Origin of the sequence: Acinetobacter johnsonii CIP 64.6 (assembly GCF_000368045.1) — a bacterium.
GTDB classification, from domain to species: Bacteria; Pseudomonadota; Gammaproteobacteria; order Pseudomonadales; family Moraxellaceae; genus Acinetobacter; species Acinetobacter johnsonii.
The window spans coordinates 166,764-179,090 of the sequence record NZ_KB849229.1 but is presented as its reverse complement, the minus strand read 5'-3'; the positions used below and the strand labels follow the sequence as shown (position 1 = coordinate 179,090).

10 protein-coding genes are annotated in these 12,327 nt (G+C 39.1%); 3 read left to right on the top strand and 7 right to left on the bottom strand.

Translation table 11 applies throughout. The annotated features are described in order from the left end of the window. The first annotated feature begins 1 nt into the window (after position 1). The gene (locus F986_RS00845) at positions 2–499 is read left to right on the top strand and encodes a 2-thiouracil desulfurase family protein (RefSeq protein WP_004684409.1); all 498 of its coding nucleotides are present in this window, start codon (positions 2–4) and stop codon (positions 497–499) included. Here F986_RS00845 and F986_RS00840 read toward each other — a convergent pair. Beyond that, on the bottom strand, positions 480–1,100 hold the full coding sequence (locus tag F986_RS00840) for a LysE family transporter (RefSeq protein ID WP_004684407.1): 621 nt from the start codon (positions 1,098–1,100) through the stop codon (positions 480–482). The two genes, F986_RS00845 and F986_RS00840, sit on opposite strands and share 20 nt — an antisense overlap. Positions 1,101–1,261: 161 nt before the next feature. Between F986_RS00840 and F986_RS00835 the strand changes: the two genes are divergently transcribed. Beyond that, a complete protein-coding gene (locus F986_RS00835; protein ID WP_004684406.1) occupies positions 1,262–2,182 on the top strand; it encodes a Dyp-type peroxidase in 921 nt (306 codons plus the stop codon). A 99-nt stretch (positions 2,183–2,281) separates the two neighbouring features. Here F986_RS00835 and F986_RS00830 read toward each other — a convergent pair whose 3' ends face one another. The 5 genes from F986_RS00830 to F986_RS00810 form a co-directional block, all read right to left on the bottom strand. Next, positions 2,282–2,806, bottom strand: coding sequence for a hypothetical protein (locus F986_RS00830; protein WP_004684404.1), 525 nt, complete (start codon positions 2,804–2,806; stop codon positions 2,282–2,284). Continuing rightward, complete coding sequence (locus F986_RS00825; protein WP_004684403.1) at positions 2,806–5,226, bottom strand: hypothetical protein; 2,421 nt, start codon at positions 5,224–5,226, stop codon at positions 2,806–2,808. The genes F986_RS00830 and F986_RS00825 overlap by 1 nt, the downstream gene beginning before the upstream one ends. Further along, entirely contained in the window at positions 5,226–5,759 is a 534-nt protein-coding gene (locus tag F986_RS00820; RefSeq protein WP_004684400.1) for a hypothetical protein, read from the bottom strand. Before F986_RS00820 ends, F986_RS00825 begins: the two co-directional genes overlap by 1 nt. A 6-nt stretch (positions 5,760–5,765) precedes the next feature. Continuing rightward, positions 5,766–9,161, bottom strand: a complete 3,396-nt coding sequence (locus tag F986_RS00815; RefSeq protein WP_019509678.1) for a type VI secretion system Vgr family protein — start codon at positions 9,159–9,161, stop codon at positions 5,766–5,768. A gap of 151 nt (positions 9,162–9,312) precedes the next feature. After that, positions 9,313–11,013: an NAD-dependent malic enzyme gene (locus F986_RS00810; protein ID WP_004684395.1), complete on the bottom strand. Its 1,701-nt coding sequence runs from the start codon at positions 11,011–11,013 to the stop codon at positions 9,313–9,315. 272 nt (positions 11,014–11,285) lie between these two features. Here F986_RS00810 and F986_RS00805 point away from each other — a divergent pair, with 272 nt between their 5' ends. Next, a complete protein-coding gene (locus tag F986_RS00805) occupies positions 11,286–11,885 on the top strand; it encodes a hypothetical protein (RefSeq protein ID WP_017396935.1) in 600 nt (199 codons plus the stop codon). Positions 11,886–11,893: 8 nt separating this feature from the next. On the opposite strand, the gene F986_RS00800 is transcribed toward F986_RS00805, so the two are convergent. After that, entirely contained in the window at positions 11,894–12,178 is a 285-nt protein-coding gene (locus F986_RS00800) for a DUF2798 domain-containing protein (RefSeq protein ID WP_004684392.1), read from the bottom strand. Positions 12,179–12,327 lie beyond the last annotated feature (149 nt).

Genomic DNA, 12,327 nt, shown 5'->3' with positions numbered 1-12,327 from the left:
AATGAGTCATCAACGTTATTTTATCAGTGCATGTCTACTCGGACAAAAAGTCCGTTATGACGGCAAAGACTGCCTAGTCTCTCAGTTAGTTCAAGCTTTGCTCGATAAAAATTATGTCAGCTTATGTCCTGAAGTCAGTGCAGGACTTCCAACCCCGCGTCCCGCAGCAGAAATTCGCCATGGGTCAGGTGCTGATGTTTTATTAGGCAAAGCACAGGTTTTTTCCTCAGATGACCATCAGGTTAGCGAGGTCTTTCTTCAAGGTGCTTACAAAGCTTTAGCATTGGCCCAAGCCAATCACGTTACCCATGCTGTACTCAAAGCCAATAGTCCATCCTGTGGCAGCGATGGTATTTATGATGGCTCATTTACTGGACAAAAAATTGCAGGGGAAGGAGTTACTGCCGCCCTATTTCGTCAGCACGATATACATGTGGTTACCGAACAACAATTTTTAGCAGAACTGACGCAGACTAAACTTACTGATGAACCAAACTAAGCAATCCCGCCGCACAACTAAATAACACTGCAAAAGTACGATTTAGATATTTTTGCTGTCGCGGGGATTTTAAGAGTTTTAAAACTTTCGCTGCCAATCCCGTATATCCTGCCATCACAATCAAATCAATCGTAACCATCGTGACGGCCATCACCGCATATTGACTCCACTGCGGCTTAGACAAATCTAAAAATTGCGGTAAAACTGCCAATAAAAATACGATTGCTTTGGGATTGCTCATATTGATCAAAAAGCCATACATCACCAATTTAGAGCGTGATTTAGTCGGTTGTTCTTGTTGAATTTCAATCGATTGGATGGGTTCCATCCATTGTAAATAAGCCAAATACAACAAATAAGCCACACCAAACCACTTCACGGCCCAAAATGCCCACGGCGTTGTGGCAAAAAGTACCCCTACCCCAGCCGCCACAATACCGATCTGTACCAACAAGGCGAGTTGTAAACCCAGCGCATTCCAATAGCCATGCCGAAAACCGTAGTTAAGGCCACTCGACATTGACGCAATGGCCCCTGCCCCTGGAGAAATACTAATGATCCAACATGCGAGTACAAAGCCCAGCCAAATTTGAAATGACATAGTGGTATTGAGAAAAAAATGACCTTTAGATTATATGATCTTTCATGCTTTTAGAGTTTATTATTCATCAATGAATTTATCACTTAAGGCTATGAAGCTGAAACTGCATAAGGCACAATAAGTACAGCCAATAGAAATAACAATTTTTTTAGGAGCCATGAATGACCGCCCAATCTGTAATTCTACCATTACCTTCAGATCATGCCCGTTTTATTGTTTTACGTTTAAAAGATTTAAGTATTGAAGAACTTAAAGAAAAATTAGAAGATTTATTTTCAACTCGTGATCGTCTTATTACCCAACATCCACATGCGCAAATTAAAACAGCGGTTGCTTTTGGCCCTGAACTTTGGGCACAACTTCATCCTACAGCGCCTGTAGGGTTTAAACAGCTAGAGCCCATTTATGGCTCTTTCAATATGCCTGTTTCACCTGCGGATGTTTTAATTCATATTGCGTCTCAGCGTACCGATATTTGTTTTGCCCTTAGCCAATCCTTCTTTGAAGGCATCCAAGATAAAGTTGATGTTTTAGATGAACGAGTCTGTTTCCGCAATTTTGATGGTCGAGATTTGACTGGTTTTATTGATGGTACTGAAAACCCGCAGTTTCCCGATGATCGTGCTGCAACGACATTATTAAGTGAAGATGCAGGAGTATTCGCAGATGGTTCTTTTATCTTTGCACAGCGCTATTGCCATGATTTGGAAAAGTGGAAAAAGCTAAAGGTTGATGCTCAAGAGCAAGTCTTTGGACGGACAAAACTTGAAAGTATTGAACTAGATGATGACGTTAAACCTGAAAATTCTCACGTTGCACGTGTCGTGGTTGAAGATGATAAAGGAGAGGAAATGGAAATCCTACGTCACTCTCTTCCATATGGCGATGGTAAAGGTGAGCAAGGTTTATTTTTTATTGCCTATACGAAAGATTTAAACATTATTGATGCGATGTTACTGCGTATGTTCGGCACCAGTGGTGATGGAATTCATGACCGTATGCTTCATTTTGTGACTCCAGTGGATGGTGCTTATTATTTTGCGCCGAGTGAGGAGTTGTTGGAAGAAGTGTTGGAAGGGTGATTTTTAAAATCAGTATCTAAAGTTGAAAATTTTTCCTCACAAACTTAATCTTACCCAAATTTTTACATAATAAGTAAGATTAAGTTTTAGCTACATTAACTAAGCACAACCTTCCATTAAAGTTAAGTTGCTATTTCCAACCTTAATACCGACAACAACACCATTTTCAACATCATAACGTGTTCCTAATTTTTTAGCGCTATCATTCCAATGAATAAGCGAATAGTCTTTTTTAGGATCACCATAGGGATTTGTTCTCTTATCTAAATTCTTAGCTGTATATTTTTCATATATCTCTTCTTCTGGCGCACCTACCTTTATGCCATTATAGGATCTTCTATTACTGTCTATAGAGGAAATAATTGAAATTCTATTATTCATAATTTGAAATTCTATATCCTCATTCTTATTATCCTTTGCAATAAAACAATCACCTACACGACTACCATCAACCTCTGTCAAATTTTTACTATTATCTCCAATTTTAAAATTCTCAAATCCGTCTTCACTAAAACTACTTAAAGAATTCCCATTTTTATCAAAAGTATTACATGCAGATAATAAAAAACAGAAACACACCATTTTTAAAAGTCTATCTTCTTTTATATATCTCATTAAAAACATTATATATCCTCTAAATTTGGATTAAAATTATGCAGGTGAACATGGTTATTATGTCCACTCCAACTCTTGGAATGTGGTAACAATTTATTTTCTTTAATTTTAACAGGATTAGAACCAAATAATTTATATCCAAATTTATATAAAGCATTTAAGAAACCAACATTTTTATCCCAATCAAAATGTTTATGGCTTGTATAAGTTAGTTCATTCATATGTCTATTATTAATAGCAATATACCTAAAGTCCCCATTTTCACCATTTAAGTGAGAGACACTATCTCCCGGTGACCCATCTTTACAGCTAAACCCTGAACCTGTATATTCAGCATACCCAAGGCTACACATAGCACCTAATACTGCAGAAAGAGCAGCTCCAGAAAGATAATATCTTCCATCTCCACTGTCTATTCTCCATAAATAACCTATATTCCCATTTTTGTACTGTTTATGCTTTCTTTGATCAATCAAATATACCGAGCCTACCCCTTTAACTTTTTTAGAGCTCCATCTATTAGCTACATTAAAATTTGATTTTCCTAAATTATGAATTCCACCATTCTGATCATAATAAATAAATTCAGCAAAGCCTGTTGCTGCTTTATTCTCCCTTTTGATGACTCCACTATAATAAATATGATATCGAGTAGTATCACTTGTTACTGATGATTGACTGCTTACTGCAGTTAATGGCTTTCCTCCATTTTCAGTGTACGTATCGTTTTGCTTTGCTTGATTTTTCTTATCAGTCTCACTCTTAGCACTTTCTGCTTTTTCTTTCGCTTTCTTTTCTTGATCTTCTTTTTGTTTTTGCTGGTTTTTTAAATCTTCTACTTGCTTGAATTTTGCATCCGCAATTTCATACATTTTTGATGCTTGTATAGCATCATTATTAACTGTAAAATTTTGTATCTTAATTGATTTTTCAACCCGGCTTAAAACTAGACTTTTCCCTTTGACTCCAAAACCAAAAACAAAACCTGTTAACATTCGAATATTGATAATGCCAAGGCTATTTGTTCGTTTAGGAATTTCACGCCCCCTATAAAAAATACTAAATAGTGTATTTGGAATAGCATTACCATCATGTATAACTGAAACCTCAAAAGTATGTACGGGCAATTTTACTTTAATCGTTTGATTTTTTAATGCAGCACTGACTCTAAAGTGATGTATGACCTGTTTTTTCCCACTTCCTTCGACAGAAACCTCAATATCACGTCCTTCTTCTGCAATAATCCCTTGTTTAACGCCAGTACCATCAGCTGTATGCTTTTTAATATTACCCTTATAAGTAAGATAAAAATTCATATTTGAAATTGGCTTAGCAGAGTCACCTTCGACAATTTGAATATTAAAACTAACATTTTTTTGTATCGAATTTTTATCAGTTTCATCTTTAGAGGTAGAAGACTGTGCTTGTTCATTTCTTACTTCTTGAGGTGTTTTATTAGTCTGAGGTCTTGGGTGAGGGGTATTATTTTCTTCTAGAACAGTAGGGTAACTAGCAACTTTAAAATCATTTAAAATTGCCTTTTGCTTCTCATTTGCTTTTTGAATAATGCTATTTGACTCTTTTCCGTCAGCGACAATTTTTATTGCAGTGTCAGGATTTCTAACAATAACTGGCAAGTTACCATTTTCATCACTATTAACTCTAACTCTTGTTTCCCCCGAAATATATTTACCATTATTTTGAGAGACGATGGTCACTTTTTTATTTTTCAGCTCTAAACCAGAGCTATCTTTTAAAGTAATATAGATTTTTCTTTTGCAACAATTTTCTAAGTCAAAACCTCCAAACATCGATATATATGAGGAAATATGCGTACCATTTGCATCAGATACAGCAGATTTTTGCTTAAATTGAGGTGAACCAAGAAAAGTAGCCAACCCTCCTTCTCCCATCAAGTGTGCACCAGCAATTGCTCCCGACTCTGTTACCTCAACCCCATTAATAATTTGTCCATAATATTGGTTAAAATCTAACATCCTCATACGTTTACACAAATGATTAATCCAATCATTTACTGCCATTAATTGTAATTCAGGTTTTGTAAGAAAATCATTAAGTGAATAGATTCCATTTTTACCAGACCACTCTCCTTTCCAGTCATTTTTACCAAAAGTTGATCTAATAGTATTTATTTTCCCCCGCTCTTTTTCTGGGTTTAACTTTCTAAAATCTACACCTAGATCCCCTAAGTAATATCCTGTTTCAAATAATGCAGATTCACCCATTTGAAAAAATCCACGGTGCCCCCCTGCACTTTTTTTAGCTGAAGCTATTATATTTATCTTATGATTTGGACTTAACTTTAAATCAGCACTAGACTCTTTATAACTAACAGCTTGTATAAAACCATTTCTATTCAAATTAAAATCTTGCACCGTACCATCTTTAAATCTTATTATTTTATTCATCACTTAAACCTATCATACATTTTATATTTTAAAATATTACTAATAGATGTTTCTTTAAATATATAACCATTTAGAACTGATGCAATTTTTATATCATCACCTATTTTTCCGCAAGATAAATTCACATCAACCTGATCTTCTTTTCTAAATCCATTTTTAATATTTTTTTGGTCTATCTTCCTTGAATAAGCAAATGAATTACCCTCATTATAAATCATAATAAGATCAGTTCTATCATCCTTCATATCAGCCCAGTAAATATAGTAATCTTTATTTTTATATTGGATATGATTACATATCCCTGTAGACATCCAATTTTTATCTTTGAGATTAAAACCAATTTTTCTTGCTACTTTTTTATTCTCATTACTAAAACCTTCTTCCCAGATATCGAAACATTGCACATCTGGTAGAACACGTATTTGTACAGCTGGCTCACTCCAATATTTCATACACTCGTTAACGTTTTCCGCATATAAATTCATGCTATTCAATAGAATATATGAACCTAGCACTATCTTTAACGTCTTCATTTTAACTTAATCCTTGAGCCCAAAATTTTCAAAATCTAATTTCAAATCATCATCTTCATTTAACTCTTCAGCAATCTGCCTATTGTTATGATCATGTTCATCATCACCGCCACAACAGGTTTCATCCGGAAACTTACTTTGGTCTTCTGTAATTTTCTCCTCTATAAGCTGTAATTTATCGGAGCTATTATTACTCTTACCAAGTAGAAGAATTTCAACGTTATCCGGATTATCACTAAAGATCCTTTCTGTCCTTGCAAACTGATCAAGAAAACCGATGTATTCTGTTTTCTTTGCATGATTAATAACTTTATATTTGAACCCGTCTTTCAACAGATCATTATTAATCAACTCACTGAAATCAAAGCGTCGACTAAAGATTCCACTCTCAGGCATTTTAGGTAATTCAGCATTTACTATGGCCCCCCCCACAAAACTATGCTGCCCCGCCTTACTTTCAAACTTTCCACCTGTTGTCGTAAAAATCCCATCCCCATTAATTTTGAGCTGTGAACCACCAGCAGTCAGTACAATTTCTTTCGGACTGGTTATTTCTATTTTATCTTCTGTTGAAATTAACTTAATCACCTTACGCGCAATCGCCTCTATCGCATCATCTTGTGCCTGTAATTCAACTTTTCCTTTTGCAGCAAATGCTTTTAGCCCTTTTTGTGCAGCAAATAAGCTCACTTTATCCTGTGCATGCGCAATAATATTCTTCTGAGCACTTAAGTTGATGGACCCCTGTGCACTTTCAGCGATGTCTTGAGAAGCCTGTAAAACAATATCTTCAGGTGTAGTTAAGGCAATACCATTGGGGGAAGCCAGCAGCATTAAAGCCTGACGAAAGATCTTCGCTTGAGCTTGATTCTGAGTATCCTGCGTTTGCTCTGCCTCTTGAGCATATGTCTCCATAAAGCCTTGCATGGAGCCCAATGCCTGCATGGGATTAACATTCAGTTTGCTGCCTTTATTAAAGCTTCCGCAGGCACTGGTCAGGTCAAAGTCTTTCATCTCAACATTGGCAATCACTTTGCCTACATCTTTTAAAGCGGCGAATGGATCTGCGTTCAATTTTTCTTTAACGCCTTGCAACTGACTTTTCAAAGCATCTGTGCCATGTTCTTCGAGGTTATCGATAAAGGCTTTTAAATTGCCTATTGAAGCCTCTGCATCCCGAAAATAGTCTTTAAATTCATTGATCAAATTGTCCGTATCTTGACCAAATTTTTGAATATCCTCAAGAAAACCACCGCACGTTTTTAATGCCGAAATCGGATCCTGACTAACTGCGGTTTTAAATAAACCAACGGTTGCTTGGAGTGCTTGATTAGCGCCTTTTAACTCTACAGACTGAATCAATTTAGGCAGACGATTGACCACATTCAATGCATCAGTCTGTTGTTTAACAGCCAAAGTACTTAGCATGTGCATACTGTCATGACCTTGCTGCAAGATGGACTGGGCTTCTGATGCAGCCAAATGATCCGCAACCGCTTGATCCTGTGCATAGGTACTAATCAAGAGACCTTTGCCTGCGCGCATGGCTCCCCATTGATCCGTTCTTAACTCAAAACCCTCACCACGCCCATCACTGTTCTCAGTTTCTTTTGGATGACTGAGATTGCCAAGGTTGAGCTGACTCGCTCCATGACTGCTGTGTAGCTGCACACTAATTTGCCCTGTCGTATCATCAAAACGCAGTTGGTTAAAGCCTTGCCCTGCAACCTCTTGTGAACGAATCCCACTGAGTTTTTTTGTCGCAGGTAATGCCCCCTTCACATCAAACATGGTTTGATGGCGCTCGGCCTCATGAATACGCCCTACGACAAAGGGTCGATCAACATCTCCCTCAAAGAAGTCTATGACCACAATTTCTCCAACACGCGGATGAAAACGTGCGCCATACCCCTCACCCGCCCATGGAGTCAATACATCGACCCATGCCGAGTCCGTGTCATTATCATTTGCACCCGCGCCACCATCATGGGCATGATCATCACTACGCGTAAACATAAAGCGAACTTTAATCCGTCCCCAAGCATCCACATAAATTTCTTCCCCTTCAGGCCCGACTACTTTGGCACGTAAAGGATAGGCTGCTGGACGGTGTATCCACGCTTGATATTCAGGAACAATTTTGACCTCACGGCGTACGACAAAGAGTTCATTGGCTTGCCGTTCCTCATTCAGACCTTGCCAGCGACTTCCTTTTAATAACAGATTGATTTGCTGTAATAACTCTTTGGGTAAATTATTTTGGTTATAAAAAACTTTGCCTAAAATGAGAAATTCACGCTCTGCGGACACATGCTGTTCTATTTCAGGATGATCCACCATTTCAAACCAATAGCCCACTTGCGCATCTCGAACGCTACTTTTTGCTGTGAAATATTTGGCCTGAAGCTCATGATATTGGTTCAGTTGTTGGTTGAGACGATCTAGTTGACTGCTATTGGCAGACGTGGCCTGATCCTCACCCTGTAGATCAGCTGTCCATGCTGGACTGACACACCAGACTTGTTCCAGACCCAAGCTTTCATTGTCTTGTTGATCACTGTGCTGATGCACACTCAATACAGCTTGACTCTGATCTTGAACTAAATGTTGCGCTTGCCAACGTTGCGTCTGTACCGTGGTGGATTGTAAGTGACGTTCAGCAATAAAACTGGTGATGCTATCAAAAGGTTCAGTGGCATGGCTGCGGTGGAAACGAATCTTTCGGCGGCCCAGTGCTGTAAAAGCTTGATTATCATCCATCAAACGAAGTTGCTGTGCCTGAATCGGTTCCGACGAACTGAGCACCATCGGAGCTTGTTCATCGATCAACCAATTAATACCTTCACTCCGCCATAGTCGAGTGAGAAACTCAGCGTCGGTTTCATTAGACTGCATGACAAAAGGGCGTACATCATAATCACGACTCAAACCGTCTAAGTTTAGGCTTAAGCTGGCTGCAAATAATGTACTGTGACTTTGCCATTCGCTAAACAGAGTTTCAGTGATTTCACGAACACTTTTACTCATAAACACGCGACTGTTTCTGCGCTTATGCCACAGCGCAGTTGCATCTTCAATCGTCAGTTTATAAACAGTTAATGCGCCATCACTTTGCCCCTGACTAGCACTGGTAATCACCCCCGTCAGACGAGAAAGCTGCCCCACATCCGTGACCTGATCAACCGCGACTCGCCCACCAATGAACTGTTTTAAAGGCAAATAAGCATTGGTCGATAGGCATAGAATTTCAGCTTTTAGGCCCTGATTAATGCGATGTTCACCCTCAATGCGCTGAATAAACACCTGTGTGTTCAAAGCCGGATTGGAAAAATGAATATGCAAAGCACGTTTTTGCGAGCCAAACCCAAAGGATTCCAGCATTTTATAAATAGAATTGAACATGATCATTGTTAAGTTATTGGTTTTTATACTTGTGCGCGGAGTGTACAAAATGTCTTTTTTTTAATCTAGTAAAATAATGTTAATGAAGACGCAGCTCTCAAAAAACAAAAAGGAGCATTACGCTCCTTTTTGTTCAATCTCATTTTCAGCTTTAGAAGGCAACACGTTTATAGTGACGATACTCTGGCTTCCAGAAGTTTTTATCAATCGCGTGTTGCAATTGCTCATCACTAATAATCGGGGCTACACCTGCATCCATTGCTGCTTTGGCCACTTTAAAGGCTATCAGCTTAGAGACTTTCTGAATTTCATCAATCTCAGGCAATAAATCTGCTGTAGGGTTCACGAGCATCGGTGAGCAATCTGCCAAAGCATTACTCGATGCAATTAGCATCGAATCGGTCACACGGGTTGCATTGGCCGCAATCACACCCAGCCCAATGCCCGGGAAGATATACGAGTTATTGCACTGTGAAATATTATAAATTTTGCCTTGATAATTGACAGGGGCAAAAGGACTGCCTGTCGCAATCAAAGCCTTGCCATCCGTCCAGTGAATAATATCTGCTGGCACGGCTTCGACACGCGAAGTGGGATTAGACAGTGGCAATACAATCGGACGATCACAGTTCGAAGCCAAAGTGCGAATCACTTCTTCAGTAAATAAGCCCGGCTGACCCGATACCCCAATCAACACAGTAGGTTTGGCATTTTTCACGACATCGAGCAGTGAAATCACCTCTTCAGCATTGCCCCATTCCGCAATCACGTCTGGCTTTTGCGCCAATTTACGTTGGAAATCGAGTAGATTCGGCTGATTTTCAGTGATTAAACCAAAACGATCGACCATATACACGCATGCACGCGCTTCGGCATCAGTTAAACCTTCAACTTTCATCTGCGCAACAATTTGCTCAGCAATCCCACAGCCTGCTGAACCCGCACCTAAGAAGGCAACGGTTTGATCTTTGAGCTGTTTACCTGCCGCACGTGATGCAGCAATCAAACTGCCCACAGAAACGGCTGCGGTACCTTGAATATCATCATTAAAACAACAGATTTCATCACGGTACTTATTCAATAACGGCATGGCATTATTTTGCGCGAAGTCTTCAAATTGAATTAAGGCTTTCGGCCAACGACGCTTGATCGCAGCAATCACTTCATCGACAAAAGCATAGTACTCATCACCACTGATACGTGGTTGATTCCAACCCATATAAATCGGGTCATTCAGTAACTGCTGATTATTGGTCCCGACATCGAGGGTAATTGGTAAAGTATAAGCTGGGCTAATACCACCACACGCGGTATAGAGCGACAACTTTCCAATCGGAATACCCATCCCGCCAATGCCTTGGTCTCCCAAGCCTAAAATACGCTCGCCATCGGTAATCACAATGACTTTGACATTTTTCTTGTTGATGTTATGCAAGATGTCATCAATATGCGCACGGTCTGGATAAGAAATAAATGTGCCACGATGGCGGCGATAAATATCCGAGAAACGCTGACAGGCCTCACCCACCGTTGGCGTATAGATAATTGGCATCATCTCACTTAAATGGTTTTCAATGAGGTGATAGAACAAAGTTTCGTTGGTGTCTTGAATGTTACGCAAGTAAATGTGCTTATTGATCGCATCATTAAAAGCACAGTACTGTTGATAAGAACGCTGACTTTGTTCTTCAATGCTTTCTTCAACATGTGGAATTAAACCATGCAAGTTGAAGCGAGTGCGCTCTTCTTCCGTAAACGCCGATCCTTTATTTAACAGCGGCAACTCAAGTAAGGTATTGCCCGCATAAGGGATGTATAAGGGTTGTTTTGTCTTTAAATATTCTGTCGTCATTACCTATCTCGTTATACATAGATTTAGATGAACCTATGGGGAGAATCTATGCATCTAATTCGGCTACTAGCTTAGCGCCATTTGCGCGTCTTTTGATATTTATAAACGTGATGCAATTATCAAAGCGATTTAGTCTGAAAATAAAAATCAAACCGACTCAACGTAAAAATGACGTTTACGGCAGTCTTTCAATCAAATAGCATATGGATAAAATTTGAACTTGAATAAAGCTCAAGCTAAGCTAGCGCTTTTATTTCTTCTTTATATTAAAAATGATCATCAAAAAACTGATGTTGTTGAGCCTTACGTGTCTTTGCCTCACACAAATTACAGCATGCCAATCCATTGCTACAACGCAAAAGACAGTGAGTGATAAAATTACAGGACTATTTGGTCATAACGAAAAACTGCCTGAAATCGATCCCAAAGGCATTGTCGATATCAGTAAAGCCACCATCGAGCAATATGAACAACTCAGTGCAAATTTACCCTTGAATCAATGGGTCTATTTGGAGAATGAAAAACAAGGGATTTATCAGCTACAAAACAAATCGACCGAAGGCTTTGTGCTCTCGCTACGTCTGAATTGTAAAATCAGCAGTCATCCGCCTACCTTTGAGCTTCAAGATGCACAAGGCAAACGTATTTTATATGGCTATGATAAAGAAGCAGGACAGATTCAGTTTTTACTCGACAACAAAAACTACGGCAATCCCTTTGATCCATTTCAACGCCAAACCCTAAGTCGTTTTCAACAACAGCTTGCCAGCGCCCAAGTGATTAAGCTCTTTCATGCCGGCAAACTGTATCGTTTTCAAAACCAAAATGCGGAACTCCTAAGCAAACCTGTCTCATGCCGTGAAAATAGCTAAAATGGGGCTTATTTGGGTGGGTTCAAATGTGACATATCGACAAATACACCGGTCAAACGGCGCACAATCGGCAGTACAATGAGCACTACAGGATAGGCCACCACCCAAGACATCATCCATGCGGACAGCCAAACCTGTAGGAAATTGTCCACCCAGCCCAAATTGCGCCAAAGATTGATCATCGAGATAATGCCACTCATAAAAAATGAGATAAAAAACGGCAAAATAAACATTGCATATTTTGCTGGTAACTTGGGAATATTGCCAATGATCATCGGCCGCTGTTCAGACACGTTTTATCCTTAAAAGTATGCGTTTTGGTTCTCATCATACTGCGCTTTTCATGTTTATTGCAGCGCAATCGTTAGCAGTTTTTGAACATTTTTTATTCTAAAAAAATGGATTCACCTAAAGACGTCGAAATTTGCTATATTTAGCGTTT

What these genes read in the sequence shown, in the direction of transcription:
- F986_RS00805 (WP_017396935.1), top strand. Translation starts at nt 11,286, where the DNA reads ATGATCATCAAAAAACTGATGTTGTTGAGCCTTACGTGTCTTTGCCTC.
- F986_RS00845 (WP_004684409.1), top strand. Translation starts at nt 2, where the DNA reads ATGAGTCATCAACGTTATTTTATCAGTGCATGTCTACTCGGACAAAAA.
- F986_RS00825 (WP_004684403.1), bottom strand. Translation starts at nt 5,226, where the DNA reads ATGAATAAAATAATAAGATTTAAAGATGGTACGGTGCAAGATTTTAAT.
- F986_RS00835 (WP_004684406.1), top strand. Translation starts at nt 1,262, where the DNA reads ATGACCGCCCAATCTGTAATTCTACCATTACCTTCAGATCATGCCCGT.
- F986_RS00820 (WP_004684400.1), bottom strand. Translation starts at nt 5,759, where the DNA reads ATGAAGACGTTAAAGATAGTGCTAGGTTCATATATTCTATTGAATAGC.
- F986_RS00840 (WP_004684407.1), bottom strand. Translation starts at nt 1,100, where the DNA reads ATGTCATTTCAAATTTGGCTGGGCTTTGTACTCGCATGTTGGATCATT.
- F986_RS00815 (WP_019509678.1), bottom strand. Translation starts at nt 9,161, where the DNA reads ATGTTCAATTCTATTTATAAAATGCTGGAATCCTTTGGGTTTGGCTCG.
- F986_RS00810 (WP_004684395.1), bottom strand. Translation starts at nt 11,013, where the DNA reads ATGACGACAGAATATTTAAAGACAAAACAACCCTTATACATCCCTTAT.
- F986_RS00830 (WP_004684404.1), bottom strand. Translation starts at nt 2,806, where the DNA reads ATGTTTTTAATGAGATATATAAAAGAAGATAGACTTTTAAAAATGGTG.